The sequence below is a fragment of the Micromonospora sp. HM5-17 genome (genome assembly GCF_003762835.1).
Classification (GTDB): Bacteria; Actinomycetota; Actinomycetes; order Mycobacteriales; family Micromonosporaceae; genus Plantactinospora.
Genome location: NZ_RJWA01000006.1, coordinates 335,808 through 353,356 on the forward strand (window position 1 = coordinate 335,808; position 17,549 = coordinate 353,356).

A 17,549-nucleotide genomic window follows, 5' to 3' on the forward strand; every position below is an offset into this window, starting at 1 on the left:
ACCCTCCTGATCGTTCCCGGTCGGGCGTCAGTCCTCCCGGCCCGTCCCGGTCAGCCGGCGGACGACCGGGCCGACGCGCCACCGGGCGGCCCCGGCCAGGTCCCGGGCGTGTTCGAACACCGTGTGGTCCGGCCGGGCCCGACCCTCCGCCAACGCCCGGTCCAGGTCGTGGCCGCACCGGGTCAGGACCGTGTCGAGGTCCCGCCGCATCGGGCCGTACAGCGCGTAGCCGAAGGACCGGTGGAACCGGGCAAAGAGCGGCCGGTAGAGCCGGATCCGCTCGTACAGCCCCGACCCGTACGCCAGGGGGCTCGCCGGTCGCTCACGGATATCCCGGGGCAGCAGGTCGGCGAAGGCGTGGCGCAGGATCCACTTCTCCCGACCGTGCCGCATCCTCAGCTCGCGGGGCAGCCGGGTCGCGAGTTCCACCATGGCCGGATCGAGGAACGGCACCCGCGCCTCGACGCCGTGCCCGAGCCCGACCCGGTCGATCCGCTGGAGTTCGGTCCGGCAGAGATTTTTGATCTTGTAAAGGTAGAGCCGGCGGGCCGCCTCCGGGTTGACCTGGTGGTAGGTCGGATATCCACCGAAGAGCGTGTCGGCGCCGTCCCCGGTCAGGACCACCCGTACCCCGAGATCGTGGACCCGACGGAACAGCGGCACCGAGACGACGGCATCGCACACGTCGCCGTACTCGGTCGGCTCGATCATCCGGACGGCTTCCCGGACGTCCTCGAGCCCGAGGTCGCGGGGCCGCACCTCGATCGTCTCGTGGTGCACCCCGAGCGCGGCGGCGAGCCGCCGGGCGTACCGGAGGTCCGGACTGTCGGGAGCGCCAACGGTGAACGCGACGCAGTCGTGGTGGAGTTGGCGGGCGTACAGCAGGACGAGGGTGCTGTCCAGGCCGCCCGAGAACGGCACCCCCACGGTGAGGTCGGTCTCCACCCGGATCCGGACGCTCTCCTGGAACGCCGCGCGGAGCAGCCGCGCCGCCTCGGTCGGGTCGGCGAGCACCGGCTTCCCCGCGCCGAACAGCGCGAGATCCCGGTACGGGACCAGGTCGGGACCGGTGCCGGCGTCGGCCCAGCCGTGCTGCCCGGGCGGTACCTCGTGAATCGGCGCGTTGAGCGGCACCAGCGCCTTGACCTCGGAGGCCACGTACAGCCGGCGAAGGCGACGCGCCCAGTAGAGCGGCCGGACGCCGAGCGGATCCCGGGCCAGGTAGAGCCGCCCGGTGACGGTGTCGGCGATCGCGATCGCGAAGTCGCCGCGCAGCCGGTCGACCGCGGCCGGACCCCAGGCCAGGAACGCCTCCAGCACCACCTCGGTGTCGCTCTCGGTACGCATCCGCCGCCCGAGGCGAGCCAGCTCGGCCGCGAGCTCCCGGTGGTTGTAGACCTCGCCGTTGTAGCAGAGCAGCCAGCGGCCGTCCGCCGAGCACCAGGGCTGCCGGGCACGGTCGCGGTCGACGATCCGCAGGCGCTGCACGCCGGCCAGCAGATCCGGTCGGTGCCGGGTCTCGGCGAGGTCCCCCCGCGGTGCCAGGGCCGCCAGCATCCGCTGGAAGGTGGGGCGGTCGGCGCCCGGGCCGAGAACGAGGGCGAGGCCGGACACCGCTCACCCCCCGAGCGCGGTCAGGAAGTCTCGGCGGAGCCGGGCCACGGCCCGCGGGCTGACGCAGACGTGCCAGTACTGCCCCTCGTCGATCACGTTCACGTCCCCCCAGCCCTGGCGTTCCCGCAGCAGTGCGGCGAGGACGCCGTACGCGTCGAGGCGGCGGAACCAGGACATCTCCAGGTCCATCGCGTAGCCGAGACAGTGGCCGCTGGGCAGCATCGCGACGTAGCCGAGGGCGCGGAGCCGTTGCTGGTGTTCGAGGCTTCGCGCCAGGCTCGTCACCCACAGCGGCGGGGTGGGACCCGTACGGCGTCGCGCGAGGTCGACGGCGAGCTGGTTCAGCAGCGCCACCACCTCCGGCCGCGTCCAGGTGGACCGGAGGCCGTCGGCCTGCGGTCTGCGGTGCGGCCAGATCCGGCGTTCGACCGCCCGGCCCACCCGGGCGAGCGGGCGGCCGGTCTGCCGGCGGTACCGGAACCGGATCAGCCCGCCGCGGCGCAGCGCCTCCAGGTCGATCAGCTCCGGTGCCTCCCGGAGCTCCGTGTCGGTCTGGTACCCGGGCAGGTGCCCCCACCACAGGACGTCGATCCGAGAGAGGAGGTAGATCCTGATCAGGTCGGAGAGGTCCCGGGCCACGCCGCGGTTGTTCGGCCGGTAGTCCCGGACCTCGGCGCGGAGCCGCGCGGCCGCCTCCGCGGTTCCACCGGGCAGCGCGTCGAGCACCGCGGCGATCTCGGGGGCCGTCAGCCGATCGGTCAGCACCGCCTCAAGCCTGGCCAGGTTGTCGACACCGGCGTAGGCCGCCACCTCCCCACGCAGGTCCGCGACCGCGGCCCGGTACCGGACCAGATCGGACAGCGGGAGGGTCGGATGGTGCGGCGGGCGTGACCGGGCGCCGGCGTCGGGGCGCCGCCCGTCCTCCGGTGTCCGAGGGTCGGCGTCCCGGGCACCCTCGTGGCTCGGCATCTCCGACTCTCCCCCGATTGGACGTGGTGCAGAGCGTGGACGTGACTCAACAGCGCCACCGAATCGGACAGTATCACCTGATAAAGGGAAAACACGGATTATTTCGGTTGGGCGCCTCGGCCCGTCTCCGCTCCTCCACCCTCGCCCGGTGCACGTCCGCCGGCCGCGCCGTCGACCGACGTGGTCCGGTCGGTCGCACCGCCGGCCACGCCGACGGCCCTCCGGCCGGCCGAACGTGTCACGATCGACAGGTTCACCGTGGCACCCCGAAGGAGGGCACCCCCTGATGCCGAACCAGGCCCCGGTCACCATCACCCTCGACCCGCACCTCCGGCTCGGAACCATCGACCGTCGGATCTTCGGCTCCTTCGTGGAGCACCTGGGCCGGGCGGTCTACACCGGGATCTACGAGCCCGGACACCCGACGGCGGACGCGTACGGCTTCCGCCGCGACGTCGCCGAACTCGCCACGGAGCTGGGGGTCACACTGCTGCGGTACCCGGGCGGCAACTTCGTGTCGAGCTACCGGTGGGAGGACGGGATCGGGCCGGTGGCCGAACGCCCGCGCCGGCTCGACCTGGCGTGGCGCACCCTGGAGAGCAACCGGGTCGGCACCGACGAGTTCCTCTCCTGGTGCCGCCGGCTGGGTGTGGAGCCGATGATGGCGGTCAACCTCGGTACCCGGGGCATCGAGGCCGCCGCCGACCTGGTCGAGTACTGCAACATCCCGGGCGGCACCACGCTCTCGGACCGGCGGCGGTCCAACGGCAGCCCGGAGCCGTACGGGGTCAGGCTCTGGTGCCTGGGCAACGAGATGGACGGGCCGTGGCAGGTCGGTCGGCGCGACGCCGACGAGTACGGCCGTCTCGCCGCCCGCGTGGGCCACGCGATGCGCCGGGTCGACCCGACCATCGAACTGGTCGCCTGCGGTAGCTCCGGCCGGCAGATGCCGACCTTCGGAGCCTGGGAACGGACCGTTCTGGAGCACACCTACGAGGTCGCCGACTACCTCTCCCTGCACGCGTACTACGAGGAACACGACGGCGACCGGGCCAGCTTCCTCGGCTCCGGGGCCGCGATGGACAGGTTCATCGCCGACGTGATCGCCACCGCGGACAGCGTCGGGGCCCGGCTGGGCAGCCCGAAGCGGATGAAGCTGTCGTTCGACGAGTGGAACGTGTGGTACATGTCCGAGACCACACCGGTCGACACCTCCGCGATCCTCCCGGAGGGGTCCCGGCTCTTCGAGGACCGCTACCGGCTGCTGGACGCGGTGGTGGTCGGCGACCTGTTGATCACCTTGCTCAATCACGCGGACCGGGTCCGGGTCGCCTGCCTGGCGCAGCTGGTCAACGTCATCGCCCCGATCGCCACCGAGCCGGGGGGTGACGCCTGGCGGCTGGCGACGTTCTACCCGTTCGCCCACACGGCCCGGGCAGCCCGGGGCACGGCCCTGCGGCCGGTTGTGGAGACGCCGACCCTCGAGACCGCCCGACACGGCGAGGTGCCGGCCACCAGCTGCGCGGCCACCTACGACCCGGACGAGGGCACGGCGGCGGTCTTCCTCGTCAACCGGACCGACCGGCCGGTGACGGCACGGCTGCGTCACCCGGACTTCCCGGGCTGGACGGTGGCCGGCTGCGCGAGCATCGTGGCGGACCACGGGGGAAAACTGGTCACCGCCGAGGCCGCCCGGGCGGCCGAACCGGTGGAGCACCGGAACGTCCGCCCCGGCGCCGCGCAGACCGAGGTCGACCTCGCACCCGAGTCGTGGACGGTGCTCCGGATCCGGGTCGGTGAGTAGCCGTACCCGGACCGGCGGCGAGGGCTCCGCGGGGGCCGCCGGCCGGTGGGCGGGGCCGACGACCGCCGACGGCCCCGGGTCCGAGACGTCCGAAAGGGACGGAGCAAGCTCGCCGGTCCGGCGGCCCGCCCGGCGGCCGGGTCCGTCGTCCGTCAGCGCCGCGCCACGGTCTCGATGACCGGCACCTCGTCGAGCAACGGGTCCGGCTCGGACCGACGGATCACGTACCGGGCGGTCAGGGTGTCCACCCCGGTGCCGCGGGCGCAGTTGGGCCGGTACGTGACGGTGGCGGCGAGCGCCGAGGCGGTCTCGATCCGACCCGCCCGCCAGGTGCCGGCCCGGTAGACCCAGACCGGATCCGTCGGCCGGTAGGTGTCGGTGGGGTCGATCTCCGCAGGGTCGCGGCGGTCCGGATCCACGGTGGGGACTGGCATGTCACTGTCCTCCTGATTCGGCGGCCGGTGTCGTCTCGAGCAGTTCCCTGGCCGGGACGGTGGGGCTGGGGACCCCGGCGTTACGGCTCTCGGCCAGGCCGAGCCGGGGCAGGGGTGCGGGGCATCCGGACGACCAGGTCGGCTCCCCGCCGGCGGTCAGCGGACCGGCCATCCCGCCGGTGCCGTCGTCGGCCGGGATGCGACCCCGGCCGCTCTTCACCCGGTACATCGCGGCGTCGGCGAGGTCCAGCGCCTCGGTGAGCTGGATGCGGCCCTGCACCGGAGCCATCCCGATCGACGCGGTCACGCGCAGGTCGATGCCCCGCTCGGCGACGTGAATCGGCGCCGACACCAGCTCCGCGAGCCGCCGCGCCGTCTGGTGCAGCCACCGGCTGTCGCCCCGGACAGCGGTGAGCAGGCCCGCGAACTCGTCTCCGCCGAGCCGGGCGACCCGGTTGTTCCCCGCGTACGCCGCGAACCGCCACGCGACCGCCACCAGCACCTGGTCGCCGATGGCGTGTCCGAACCGGTCGTTGATCTGCTTGAAGCCGTCGAGGTCGAGCAGGACCGCGACGAGGGGGTGCTGGCGGGAATCGGCGACCAGTGCGGCGCCGATCTGGTAGAAGGCTCGCCGGTTGGGCAGGCCGGTGAGGGGGTCGTGGCTGGCCGCGTGCCGCGCCGCCGCCAGCTCTTCGCGGAGCCGTTCCACCTCGGCCTGGACGTTCCGGACCCGGACGCGCATCCCCCAGGCCGCGCCGATGCCGGCGGCCGCGGCGGCTCCGGCAGCGAGGGTGAAGGGGTCCACAGTGCACGGTCCCTTCACGACGTCCGACTCGGCGCCGGGCGGACACCCGCACCAGGGGTCGACAGTTGCCGATGTTCGATGACGCTTGGTGACCGAAGTTTACGGTTCCCAGCACAGGCAGAAACGGGTTCGTCGCGATGCGCTGACGACCATCGTCGCAGGCCGGGCGGCACACGAGGGGGAAATCCTTCGCTCTGACACCGCATTGTCGCAGGCAATGGCCCCCCGCCTCCATCACTAAAAGTGAACAAACGGACACACCCGTACAGGCGCTATCATGCTCGCTATCAGGTGCAGACGCAAGAGCAGATGCACGTGCAGATGGTCTTGCACGCACAGACCTGTCGGCGGTGGCAACCCACCGTCACGGGCTCCGGCGCGTCCACGGGGAGGAATCGAGCCACCACATCCGGCCCACGCGGCACGCGTCCACAGCCCCTTCGGGATCTCCAGAAAGACTCGCGATGACTCACACCTACAACGGCATGTCCGTCCACGAGCTACCGCCACTCACCTGGCAGAAGAGCCGCCGCAGCAACCCGAGTGGCAACTGCGTCGAGATGGCTCAGCTGCCCGACGGCGCCGGCGTCGCGATCCGGAACTCGCGGGACCCCGACGGACCGGCGTTGATCTACACCACCGACGAGATCGCGGCCTTCATCCTCGGTGCCCGGGACGGCGACTTCGACCACCTCATCGGGTAGACCCCGCATCGGGTAGACCGCCCCACCGCTGCCCGGTCGGGGACCCGCGCGGCGAGCGACGGCGGAGCGGGCGACCCGACCGGGTACGGAAAATTGCCGCCGGGGCCTTCCCTCCTCACCCTCCGGCCATGGCATGCTTACCGACGGACTTGGCCCAGCCTTGGTGGGCTGCGTCGAGCATGCGGAGGCGGCACGTGACGATGGCGCGATCCGGCCGAGGGCCGGTCCCGAGTGGCAGGGCGACGGCCGACGACGAGACGACTCCTTCCGGGGTGTCGACCCTCGAGGGCAGCGCCAGCGGCCCGACCGTGCTGCGCATCCTGCTCGGCAGCCAGCTCCGGAAGCTGCGCGAGGCCAGAGGCGTCAGCCGCGACGATGCGGGCTGGGAGATTCGGGCCTCCGGGTCCAAGATCAGCCGGATGGAGCTGGGTCGGGTGGGCTTCAAGGAGCGCGACGTCGCGGATCTGCTGACCCTGTACCAGGTGACGGACGAGCGCGAACGCGAGGCGCTGCTCTCCCTCGCCCGCCAGGCCAACAATCCGGGCTGGTGGCACCGGTACGGCGACGTCCTGCCCCACTGGTTCCAGTCGTACCTCGGCCTGGAGGCCGCTGCCGCGCTGGTCCGTACCTACGAGGTGCAGTACGTTCCCGGCCTGCTCCAGACCCGCGACTACGCCCGCGCCGTCGTGTTGCTGGCCCACGACCGGGCACCGGCCGAGGAGGTCGAACGGCGGGTCAACCTCCGGATGGACCGGCAGAAGATCCTGCACCGTCCCGACGCGCCACACCTGTGGGTGGTGGTGGACGAGGCGGCGCTGCGTCGGCCGATCGGTGGCGTCGAGGTGATGCGCGGCCAGGTGAAACACCTGATCGAGGCGAGCGCACTGCCGAACGTCACCATCCAGGTGATCCCGTTCCGGGCCGGTGGACACGCGGGTGCCGGTGGCGCCTTCACGGTGCTTCGCTTCCCGGAACAGGACCTGCCGGACGTGGTCTACATGGAGCAGCTCACCAGCGCGCTCTACCTGGACAAGCGCGACGACGTCGACTACTACGTGGCGGCGATGGAGCGGCTCTGCGTCCAGGCGGAGTCACCGTCGGCGACCACGGAGTTCCTGCGGTCCGTCCTACACGACCTCGGTGGCGCCTGACCGTCGGCATCCCACGCCACCGGCCCGGTCAGCGCGTCGGGCGCCGCCCGCCGGCCACGCGGGACGGTGGCCGCAGTCTCAACCGTGGTCCACGAGCTGATCACGGGCGGTCCCGGAACCGGGCACACTTCGGCGCTCCGCCCGGCCGCCGCACCACGGATGGGTCACACTACCGGTATGCGACCGCGTCGGCTCGATGGCAGGGTCGCCCTGGTCACCGGGGCATCCTCGGGGATCGGCGCGGCGGCCGCCGCCCGGCTGGCGGCCGCGGGAGCGCGGGTCTTCCTCACCGGCCGCGATCCGGAGCGGCTCGCCGCCGCAGCCGCCGCCACCGGCGGTACGCCGATCCCGTGCGACCTCACCGACCCGGACCAGACGGCGGCGCTGGCCGCCCGGGTGCTGGAGACCGCGGGCCGGGTCGACATCCTCGTCAACAACGCCGGTCAGGGCTGGGCCGGCCCGCTCACCGAGATGACCGACGCCGGGATCCAGGCGCTGGTGGCGGCGAACCTGACCGCCCCGATGCTGCTGTCCCGGGCGGTCCTGCCCGGCATGCTCGCCCGGGGCGGCGGACATCTCGGCTTCGTCGGCTCCATCGCCGGCCGGCTCGGCGTCCGGGAGGAGGCGGTCTACGCCGGGACCAAGGCGGGGCTTAGCGTCTTCGCCGACAGCCTGCGCCAGGAGACGGCGGGCCGGGGCGTGGTCGTCACCGAACTGGTCCCGGCCGTGGTGGACACACCGTTCTTCGCCCGTCGCGGTCGCCCGTACCCACGGCGACGACCGCGACCCGTCAGCCCGGAACAGGCCGCGGCCGCGCTGCTCGCCGGCATGTTCGGTGGTCGCGCCGAGGTGTGCCTGCCCCGCTGGATGTACCTGCCGATCGCGGTCCGGGCCACCCTACCCACCACCTACCGCCGCCTCGCCGACCGGTACGGCTGAGCGTCCTCCGTCGATCGCGCGGCCGGGCCTACGCCGAAGACGCCGGCGCGGCGCGGACCGGCTACGACGACCTCCGGTACGCGGCGGCTCAGGTGGAGCGGATCGCCCGTAGCGACTCCCGCAGCGAGGAGACGGTGGCCAGGACGGCGGTCGGCTCGTAGCCACAGTGGGCCATGCAGTTGGCGCAGCGCGGGTCCCGGCCTCGGCCGTACGCCGACCAGTCGGTGGTCTCGATCAGTTCCCGGTACGTCTTCGCGTAGCCGTCGCCGAGCAGGTAGCAGGGACGCTGCCAGCCGAAGAGCGAGTACGACGGAATCGCCCACGCGGTGCACGGAAAGTCCACCTTGCCCTCGAGGAAGTCCAGGAAGAGCGGCGAGTGGTTCAGCCGCCACCGCTTGCGGCGTCCGTCGGCGAACGCCTTCCGGAACATCGTCCGGGTCTCCGTCACCCCGAGGAAGTGGTCCTGGTCCGGTGCCTTGTCGTAGGCGTACGCCGGGGAGAGCATCATCTGGTCCACCCGGAGCTCGTCGTTCAGGTAGTCGAGTACCTCGATGACGGTCTGCGGCGTGTCGGTGGAGAAGAAGGTGGTGTTGCTGGTGACCCGGAAACCGCGCCGCTTCGCCTCCTTCACGGCCGCCACCGCCTCGTCGAAGACGCCCTCCTTGCACACCGAGGCGTCGTGCCGCTCCCGCAGCCCGTCGATGTGGATCGCGAAGGAGAAGTAGCGGGACGGACGGAAGCGGTCCAGCTTCTTGCGGAGCAGGGCGGCGTTGGTGCAGAGGAAGACGTACTTCCGCCGCTTGACCAGTTCGTCGACGATCTTGTCGATCTCCGGATGCATCAGCGGCTCCCCGCCGGCGATCGAGACCATCGGGGCGCCGCACTCCTCGACCGCCGCGATCGCCTGCTCCACCGGCATCCGGCGCTTCAACACGTCCGCCGGGTGCTGGATCTTCCCGCAGCCCGCGCAGGCGAGGTTGCAGGCGAAGAGCGGTTCGAGTTCGAGCAGCAGCGGAAAGTGGGTCCGTCGCCGTAGTTTCTGGCCGATCAGGTACCGCCCGATCCGCATGCTCTGCCGCAGTGGCATCCCCATCGTCAGCACCCCGCTCCCGCTCGCGCCCCCGTCGGGCTGGTCCATCCCTCGTCCGTCGCCTCGCCTCGCTGTCTACTCCCCGTCATGGTGTCCGTATCTCCTTGGGAAGGGTGAAATGCACGTCCTCGGTGTGCGTGGTGTACTCCCGTATCCCGTCGACGCCGAGCCCGGCGAGGGCCGCGACGGCCTCGTCGACCAGTCGGGGCGGGGCCGAGGCGCCGGCGGTCACGCCGATCGTCCGTGCCCCGGCGAGCCACCGAAGGTCGATCGCGTCGACGGCGTCGACCAGGTACGCGGGAGTTCCCCCGCGTTCGGTCACCTCCACCAGTCGCCGGGAGTTGGAGGAGTTGGCCGAGCCGAGCACCAGGACCACGTCGGAGACGGCCGCGACCTCGCGGAGCGCCGCCTGCCGGTTCGTGGTGGCGTAGCAGATGTCGTCGGAGGAGGGGCCGGTCAACGCCGGGAACCGCCGCCGCAGGACGTCGAGGACCCGGGCCACCTCGTCGGCCGCGAGCGTGGTCTGCACCAGGTACGAGACCCGGTCCGGGTCGGCGACCTCCACGCGCTCGGCGTCGCTGACGCTCTCGACCAGGGCGATCCGGCCGGGTGCCTCGCCGAGGGTGCCCTCGGTCTCCTCGTGTCCGGCGTGCCCGATCAACAGCACGGTGTTGCCCCGGCCCGCGAACCGGCGGGCCTCGCTGTGCACCTTGGTCACCAACGGGCAGGTCGCGTCGATCACCGGTAGTCCCCGGTCGGCGGCTGCGGCCCGGACCGCGGGGGCGACACCGTGCGCCGAGAAGACGGTGGGCGCACCGTCGGGAATCTCGGTCAGCTCGTCGACGAAGACCGCACCCCGACGTTGCAGGTCGGCGATGACGTGCGTGTTGTGCACGATCTGCTTGCGGACGTACACCGGCGGCCCGTGCCGGGCAAGGGCCTGTTCGACGGCGCTGATCGCCCGCTCCACCCCGGCGCAGAACGACCGGGGCGCGGCCAGCACCACCTCCCCGGCGCTGGTCGCGGCGGCCCACTCGACGAGCACTGGGGCGACCTTCGGCAGGGTACGCAGCGCGGCCCGGACCCGTTTCCAGGTCAGCGGACGGTACAGCCGCTCCGGTGGGACGTCGGCGACCACCCGCACACAGATCACGGGGCGGCCGGCGGCCCCGGCCAGCAGCGCCGCCGACTCGGTGTCGGTGGCGAGCGCCCCGGTCGCGGCGAGCCGGGCCCGGACCGGGCCGTCGACCAGCCGACGGCTGGTCACCACCGGTCCGAGGTGGACGGTCAGGCCACGGCGCCGCAGCGCCGCGGCGACCATCGGGGCCGCCGGGCAGGGCACCGCCGGTTCGTCCGGCCGGTCGGCCCGGCGTACCTCGGTGGCGACGACGACGTCGCCGGGGCGCAGTGCGGTGGTGAGGCCGCCGGCGATGCCGGCGACCGCCAGGGCGCCGGCCCCGGAGTGCCGGGCGGCGGCGCGGCCTGCCCGGGCCAGTCCTCGCCCGGTACGGCACAGCGGCGCGCCCGGCGACAGTCCCCGGCGCAGCGCCCGGGCCTCCATCCGCATGGGTGCGAACAGCACCCAGTCGTCCCGGGTCAACTCGACTCACCCTGGTCGACCAGCTCGGTCCGGCCACGCCCGCCGGCCGGACCGGCACCACCGTCCGACCCGCCGGCCGGGGCGACCCGGTCCGCCAGTTCCGTCCGGGCTGTCGCCTCCGCCCGCGTGGCCAGCTGCGCCGCTCCGGTCGGCCCAACAGCTCCGGTCGGCTCCGCCGGCGCCGCCGGCCCGACCTCGGCCGTCAGCTCCGCCGGCGCCGCCGGCACGACGCCGGGCCAGCCCGGGTCGGCGAGCAGCCGCCCCAGGGCGCTCACCGGGAAGACCAGGCGGTAGAGGTGGTAGTTGATGTAGAAGTCCCCCGGGAAGCCCGTGCCGGTGTACTGCGGTTCGTCCCAGCCGCCGTCCGGGCGTTGGGTCTCGACCAGCCAGCGCAGTCCGCGGCTGACCGAGCCGATGTCGTCGGTACGGGCGGCGTGCAGCGCCAGCAGCGCCCAGGCGGTCTGGGAGGCGGTCGAGACGCCACGTCCCCGCCACGACGGGTCGCGGTACGAGCGCATGTCCTCGCCCCAGCCGCCGTCCGGGTTCTGCCGGCGATGCAGCCAGCAGACGGCCCGGACCACGGCCGGATCGTCCCGGGGCACCCCGGCGGCGATCAGCGCCGGGACGACGGCGCCGGTGCCGTAGACGTGGTTGGCGCCCCACCGACCGAACCACGAACCGTCCGCCTCCTGGTGGCGTCGTAGCCAGGCCACGCCGCGCCGGACCGCCGCCGAGTCAGCCAGCCCCTCCGCGCAGAGCGCCTCCACCACGTGCGCGGTGACGTCCGCGCTCGGCGGGTCGATCACCTCGCCGAAGTCGCAGAACGGCAGATCGCGGGCGATCGCGCGGGTGTTGTCGACGTCGAAGGCACCCCAGCCACCGTCCGCCGACTGCATGCCGCGCAACCAGGCGACACCGCGGGCGACGGCAGCCCGCACGGCCGGGTCCGCCCCGGTACGCCGCAGCGCGAGCAGCACCTCCGCGGTGTCGTCGGTGTCCGGGTAGCCGTCGTTGTCGAACTCGAACGCCCACCCGCCCGGAGCCAGGCCCGGCCGGCGTACCGCCCAGTCCCCCGGCACCCGGATCTCCTCGGCCAGCAGCCACCGCGCGGCCCGATCCAGCGCCGGATGCCCGGCCGACACCCCGGCGTCGGCAAGGGCGGTCACGGCCAGCGCCGTGTCCCAGACCGGCGACTGGCACGCCTCCAGCCGGCGGACCGGCCCGTCCGGGGTCTCCTCATGTACGGTGAACCGCTCCAGGCCGGCGAGCCCGGCCTTCAGCACCGGGTGCGACAGGGGATAGCCGAGCAGGTGCAGGGCGATCAGCGAGTAGACCCAGGGCGGCTGGATCCCGCCCCAGGAACCGTCCGCCTCCTGCCGCGCGATGACCCACTCGGCGGCCCGGCGCAGCGCGGTGCGGCGGACCGGGCCGATCGGATGGCGCTCGTACCGCCGCAGCGCCGCGTCGAGGCGGTGCATCCAGCCGGCGCGCCGCCGCAGCGAGGGCGGTCGCTCGGGACGCTGCCCCGTACGCAGCTCGCGCAGGGAGAAGCCGAGCGGGCGTACCGGCCGCAGCGATCGGACGATCGCCAGCGGCACGATGGTCTGCCGGGCCCAACAGGCGAAGTCGTAGACGTTGAGGGGAAAGCGGGGCGGCAGGAACACCACCTCGGGCGGGATCGCCGGCAGCCGGTGCCACGACCACTCGCCGAACAACGCCAGCCAGATCCGGGTGAAGACCCGGCTCCGCTCGATGCCGCCGTGGGCGAGGATGAACTGGCGGGCTCGCCGCAGGTGCTCGGCCTCGGGCGGGTCGCCGGCCAGCCGCAGCGCCGCGTACGCCTCGATCGTGGTGGAGGGGTCGCCGGGCCCACCGTAGAAGGTTGCCCAGGCGCCGTCCGCCCCCTGCTTCGACCGGATCCACCGCGCCGTCGGCTCGGTCACCTCCGGGGTACGGATGCCCAGAAACTCCCGCAGCAGCAGGTCCTCGGCCTCCATCGTCACGTTGGTCTCCAGCTCCCCCTGCCACCAGCCCTCCGGCTGCTGACGGGAGAGCAGCAGGTCGCGGGCCCGGTCCAGCGCCGCCCGGGCCTGGTCCCACAGCGGGGCCGGAATCCCGGCCGTACGTCGGGTCTCCGAGGCCTCGGGGTGGCCGCCCGTCTCGGGGCCGGCCGGAGCACCACCGGGAGAAAGCAGTCCAGACATCAGTGGTCCCGTCCCGTCATGAAGTGCGCGATCGCCACCAGATCGGCGTGCACGCCGGGGAGGTCGGCGCCGCCCGTCGCCCCCACCTCGCCGAGCTGGTCCAGCTCGGCGAGAGCCTCGGTGAGGAGCCGGTCGGCCTGTTTCTCCGTCCAGTCCCGGGCCCCGGCCTCCTCGATCAGCGTGGCCGCCAACGCCAGCTCCGTCGCGGAGAGGTCGCCCGGGCTGGCGTACAGCTCGGCGAGCTGGCTGCCGGCCGGGCCGCCCGCGGTCAGGGCGCGGACCACCGGCACCGACTTCTTCCGGGCCCGCAGGTCGGCCAGGACCGGCTTGCCGGTGACCGCCGGTTCACCCCAGATCCCGAGCAGGTCGTCGACGAGCTGGAAGGCCAGGCCGAGCCGTTCCCCGTACCGGGCGAGCCCGTCGACCACCGCCGGCGACGCACCGCAGAGCACCGCGCCGAGCGTCGCCGAACAGGCGAGCAGTGCGGCCGTCTTGTCCCTGGCCATCGCCAGGCACTCGTCGAGGGTGACGTCGGAGCGGTGCTCGAACTCGACGTCGGCGGCCTGACCGGCGATCAGCCGGCGGATCGCGGTGTGCAGCGTGGCGAGACCGGCGCGCACGTCCACGTCCGGCGCCGCGCAGATCACCTCGTCGGCCAGGCCGAGCAGCGCGTCGCCGGCGAGGATCGCCGGGCCGATTCCGAACGCCGCCCAGGCCGTCGGCCGGTGCCGCCGTTCGCGGTCGCCGTCGATGACGTCGTCGTGCAGCAGCGAGAAGTTGTGCACCAGTTCCACCGCCACCGCGGCCGGTAGCCCCCGCTCCATGGGCTGGCCGGCGGCCCGGGCGGAGAGGAGGGCCAGGCCGGGACGCAACCCCTTGCCGGCGCGGCCGCTCGGTTCGCCCGTCGCGTCCCAGTACCCCAGTTGGTATCCGGCGACGAGCCGGGTGCGCTCGTCGATCCGCTCCAGTGCGGTACGGATCTCGGGCTGGACGAGCTCCTCCACCGTGGCGAGGACGCTGGGCAGCATCATGCTCATGTCGGTGCCTCCGTCGCGTTCGATGTCGAACCGAGGTGGGCGAGTACGACCTCGGCGGCCCGCTGGCCACTCCGCACCGCACCCTCCATCGTGTCCGGCCACCCCGTGTCGGTCCATGCGCCCGCCAGGGCCAACCCGGGCGACCGGGTCCGGGCCGGCGGGCGGGCGCTCCGCGAACCCGGCCCCTGCCGGAACGTCGCCCGGGGTTCCCGGGTCACGAACGCGTCCCGGACCCGCGTCCGCCGGGCCGCCGGGAAGATCTCCGCCAGGGCGGCCAGGTAGGTCCGCACCAGCTCGCCCGCCCGAATTCCCAGCACCTGCTCGGCGGCGGAGATGGAGACCACCAGGTACTGGCCGGACACGCCGGCCGGGGTCCGGTCGAAGACCCACTGCACCGGGGTGTCCAGCCCGGCCGCGAACGCCAGATCGGTGACCCGGTGCTCGTAGTGCACGTGCACGTTGACGATGGGGGCGGCACCGAGCCGGGCCCAGCGCGCCCGATCCGGGGCGGCCTCGGGCGGCACCAGGCGGGCCGCCTGGGGGTGCGGTACGGCCAGCACGACCGCCTGGGCGGTCAGCCCACCCCCCTCGCCGGCGATCCGGTACCGGCTCCCCTCGACGCGGATCTGCTGGACGCGGACTCCGGTGCGGACCGTGGCGCCCCGCTGGCGCAGCAGGGCGGCGGCGGGCTTGCCGTGCAGTTCGGCCAGGGGCGCGGACGGTAGGCCGAGGTCGGCGGCGTCGGCGCGGTCGAGCAGTCCGGTCCGGAACACCCGGGCCGCCAGCGCCAGTGAGGCCTGCGCCGGCGGGGCGTTGAGCGCCGCGGTGCAGATCATTTCCCAGAGGCACCGCACGGTCTCGCTGTCCTGGCCGTGCGCGGCCAGCCAGGCGCCGAAGCTGATTCGGTCGGCGGCCGGATCGTCCGGTTCGACCCGCCGCAGCGCGGCCGCGGCCCGGACCGCCGCCATCCGCTGGCCGAACGCCAGCGGCCGGTACCGGAGCAGCGCCGGCAACAGGTGCGCCGGGGCGGGCAGCCGGCGGTTGCGCGCCAGCAGGTGGGGTGGGCGGCCGGCCCGGAGAATCGGCACCGCGAACCCCTCCTGCACCGTGACCCGGTCGGTGCTGCCGAGCCGGGCCAGCAGCCCCCGGTACTGCTGGTAGCAGCGGAGGAAGACGTGTTGGCCGGTGTCGACGGTCAGCTCGCCGCGCCGGAACGAGTAGGTGGCGCCGCCGAGCGCCGGACGCGCCTCCAGCAGGGTCACCCGGTGCCCGGCGTCGAGCAGCCGCACCGCCGAGGCGATGCCGGCCAGGCCGCCGCCGATGACGCAGACCTCCTCGGTGGTCATGACCCGCTCCGGGTCATCGCCCGTGCCGCCACGTACGCCTTCTCCCAGCCAGACAGGGCCACCCGGCGTCGGGTGACCGCCAACGGATCCGCGATCATCCGGGCCAGGAGCCGGTGGTAGATCCCGGCCATCGCCGCCACACAGGCCGCGCTGCGCCGGTCCAGCATCGGCAGCAGCCGCAGCCCGGTCCGGTAGTACCGTTCGGCGCGCTGGGCCTGCCAGCGCACCAGCCCCGCCAGACGCTCCGGCGGGTCGGTCAGCCCGCCGCCCGGGTCGATGTCGAGGGCGCACCCGAAGCGGTCCAGGTCGCGCCGGGGCAGGTAGATCCGGCCAACCCCCCGGTCCTCCACGATGTCCCGGAGGATGTTGGTCAGTTGCAGGGCGATGCCGAGGGTGTCGGCCAACTCCGCCGCCTCCGCCCGGTCAGCCCCGGGACGCAGGTCGAAGACGCCGAGGGAGAGCCGGCCGATCGAGCCGGCCACCCGCCGGCAGTACCCGATCAGCTCCTCGAAGGTCTCGTAGCGGGTTCCCCGCACGTCGGCGAGGCAACCGTCCACCAGTTCGTCGAAGGCGGAGAGCGGGATCGGCAGCCGGGTGGCGGCGTCGGCCAGGGCGACCAGCACCGGGTCGCCGCCCGCGTCGGGTAGCCGGTGCAGCGCCGCCCGGACCTGGTCCAGCCGGGCCAGCCGGGTGGCGGCGGGCAGATCGCCGTCGCCGATGTCGTCGATGCGGCGGGCCACCGCGTACACGGCGCAGAGCGCGGCCCGCCGGTCGGGGCGGAGCAGCCGAATGCCGTACGAGAAGTTGCGGGCCTGGGTACGGGTGACCCGCGCGCACTCCCGGTAGGCGCGCTCCAGCCCGGTGTCCCCGCTCATCCGCCGGCTCCGGTCCGGCGCCGGCCGACGGCCGGGATCCGCCACGAGCGGAGCCAGGCGGCCGCGATGCCGGCACGGGTCGGCTTCGGCGGACCGGGCAGTGGGTCGTAGTCGGCCCGGGCCAACGCGGCGAGCGCGGCCCGCCCACCGGCGACGTACCCGCCGACCGCCAGCCGGGCCCAGCCGCGCAGGTCGCCAACCAGCGGCGCGCCGGCGTCGAGCAGTTCCCGGGCCCGTTCGGCCTGGCGGCGGACCACCTTCCGGAGCGGTTCGTCGGCCCGCGCCGCGTCCAGCGTCTCCTCGGGCACCCCGGCGGCCGCCAGATCGCGGGTCGGCAGGTAGATCCGGCCGCGGCGCCGGTCCTCGGCCACGTCCTGGAGGTGCTCGATGATCTGGAGTGCGGTGCAGATGCGGTTGGAGAGTGTGATCCGGGCGGGGGTGGCGGCGTCGAAGACGTGCAGCACCAGTTCGCCGACCGGGTCGGCGGAGAGGTGGCAGTACTCGACCAGGGCGCCGAACGTCGGGTACCGGGTGACCTGCTGGTCGCGGCGGTTCGCCTCGATGAGCCGGAGCAGCGGGTCGAGCGGGAACCGGCACTCGACGACGGTCGGCGCCAGCCGGACCAGCACCGGGTGGCGGGGCGGGTGGCCCTCGTAGAGCGCCCGGACCGCGCGCTCGACGTGGTGCAGCGCGGCCAGCCGCGCCTCCGGCCCGTCGTCCCGGCCGGCGGAGTCCGGCTCGTCGCCCAGGTCGTCGACGTATCGGGCGTACGTGTAGAGGGCGAGCAGGTGCCGGCGGATCCGCGTCGGTAGGACGCGGAGCGCGACGGGGAAGTTCTCCCCGGCCAGCACGGTCTCCGGCTGCCGGCGCTCGCCGGGCCGATCCGCGGACGGATGGCCGAGGGCATCGTCGGTCAGATCAAGCACGCTGCCGCCTCTCGCGAGGTCCGGTCGGCTCCCGAGTCCAGCCGGACCGCC

At 73.7% G+C, this 17,549-nt stretch carries 14 protein-coding genes and 2 pseudogenes; 4 read left to right on the forward strand and 12 right to left on the reverse strand.

Annotated features, from left to right (window positions below):
- Window positions 1-27 precede the first annotated feature (27 nt).
- Together EF879_RS19305 and EF879_RS19310 are read right to left on the reverse strand one after the other, a co-directional pair.
- Window positions 28-1,614, reverse strand: coding sequence for an asparagine synthetase B (locus EF879_RS19305; RefSeq protein WP_123560565.1), 1,587 nt, complete (start codon window positions 1,612-1,614; stop codon window positions 28-30).
- Between the two features lie 3 nt (window positions 1,615-1,617).
- A complete protein-coding gene (locus EF879_RS19310; protein ID WP_233604577.1) occupies window positions 1,618-2,583 on the reverse strand; it encodes a hypothetical protein in 966 nt (321 codons plus the stop codon).
- Window positions 2,584-2,869: 286 nt separating this feature from the next.
- Here EF879_RS19310 and EF879_RS19315 point away from each other — a divergent pair, with 286 nt between their 5' ends.
- Window positions 2,870-4,387 (forward strand): alpha-N-arabinofuranosidase, encoded by a 1,518-nt coding sequence (locus EF879_RS19315; protein WP_123560567.1) that lies wholly within the window; start codon window positions 2,870-2,872, stop codon window positions 4,385-4,387.
- Between the two features lie 152 nt (window positions 4,388-4,539).
- Here EF879_RS19315 and EF879_RS19320 read toward each other — a convergent pair whose 3' ends face one another.
- Both EF879_RS19320 and EF879_RS19325 read right to left on the reverse strand, forming a co-directional pair.
- Complete coding sequence (locus EF879_RS19320) at window positions 4,540-4,821, reverse strand: hypothetical protein (protein WP_123560569.1); 282 nt, start codon at window positions 4,819-4,821, stop codon at window positions 4,540-4,542.
- 211 nt (window positions 4,822-5,032) lie between these two features.
- A pseudogene (locus tag EF879_RS19325) lies at window positions 5,033-5,626 on the reverse strand (GGDEF domain-containing protein); the annotation flags it as partial.
- Between the two features lie 464 nt (window positions 5,627-6,090).
- Here EF879_RS19325 and EF879_RS19330 point away from each other — a divergent pair.
- From EF879_RS19330 to EF879_RS19340, 3 genes are all read left to right on the forward strand, one after another.
- Entirely contained in the window at window positions 6,091-6,330 is a 240-nt protein-coding gene (locus EF879_RS19330) for a DUF397 domain-containing protein (protein ID WP_123560571.1), read from the forward strand.
- A gap of 317 nt (window positions 6,331-6,647) precedes the next feature.
- Window positions 6,648-7,481: a helix-turn-helix domain-containing protein gene (locus EF879_RS19335; RefSeq protein ID WP_370375531.1), complete on the forward strand. Its 834-nt coding sequence runs from the start codon at window positions 6,648-6,650 to the stop codon at window positions 7,479-7,481.
- Window positions 7,482-7,658: 177 nt separating this feature from the next.
- Window positions 7,659-8,420 (forward strand): SDR family oxidoreductase, encoded by a 762-nt coding sequence (locus EF879_RS19340; protein ID WP_123560573.1) that lies wholly within the window; start codon window positions 7,659-7,661, stop codon window positions 8,418-8,420.
- 88 nt (window positions 8,421-8,508) lie between these two features.
- Here EF879_RS19340 and hpnH read toward each other — a convergent pair whose 3' ends face one another.
- The 8 genes and pseudogenes from hpnH to hpnC all read right to left on the reverse strand — a co-directional run bounded on the left by hpnH (window position 8,509) and on the right by hpnC (window position 17,498).
- A complete protein-coding gene (hpnH, locus tag EF879_RS19345) occupies window positions 8,509-9,558 on the reverse strand; it encodes an adenosyl-hopene transferase HpnH (protein WP_233604578.1) in 1,050 nt (349 codons plus the stop codon).
- A 37-nt stretch (window positions 9,559-9,595) separates the two neighbouring features.
- A complete protein-coding gene (gene ispH / locus EF879_RS28860; RefSeq protein WP_255420928.1) occupies window positions 9,596-10,555 on the reverse strand; it encodes a 4-hydroxy-3-methylbut-2-enyl diphosphate reductase in 960 nt (319 codons plus the stop codon).
- Window positions 10,556-10,636: 81 nt separating this feature from the next.
- Window positions 10,637-11,077, reverse strand: a pseudogene (locus tag EF879_RS28865) (4-hydroxy-3-methylbut-2-enyl diphosphate reductase); the annotation flags it as partial.
- Between the two features lie 29 nt (window positions 11,078-11,106).
- Window positions 11,107-13,314 (reverse strand): squalene--hopene cyclase, encoded by a 2,208-nt coding sequence (gene shc / locus EF879_RS19355; RefSeq protein WP_123560575.1) that lies wholly within the window; start codon window positions 13,312-13,314, stop codon window positions 11,107-11,109.
- On the reverse strand, window positions 13,314-14,351 hold the full coding sequence (locus tag EF879_RS19360) for a polyprenyl synthetase family protein (RefSeq protein ID WP_123560576.1): 1,038 nt from the start codon (window positions 14,349-14,351) through the stop codon (window positions 13,314-13,316). Before EF879_RS19360 ends, shc begins: the two co-directional genes overlap by 1 nt.
- Window positions 14,348-15,697: a hydroxysqualene dehydroxylase HpnE gene (gene hpnE / locus EF879_RS19365; protein ID WP_123560578.1), complete on the reverse strand. Its 1,350-nt coding sequence runs from the start codon at window positions 15,695-15,697 to the stop codon at window positions 14,348-14,350. Before hpnE ends, EF879_RS19360 begins: the two co-directional genes overlap by 4 nt.
- A complete protein-coding gene (hpnD, locus tag EF879_RS19370; protein ID WP_123560792.1) occupies window positions 15,694-16,572 on the reverse strand; it encodes a presqualene diphosphate synthase HpnD in 879 nt (292 codons plus the stop codon). The genes hpnE and hpnD overlap by 4 nt, the downstream gene beginning before the upstream one ends.
- Entirely contained in the window at window positions 16,569-17,498 is a 930-nt protein-coding gene (gene hpnC / locus EF879_RS19375; protein WP_199736508.1) for a squalene synthase HpnC, read from the reverse strand. Before hpnC ends, hpnD begins: the two co-directional genes overlap by 4 nt.
- Window positions 17,499-17,549: the final 51 nt, after the last annotated feature.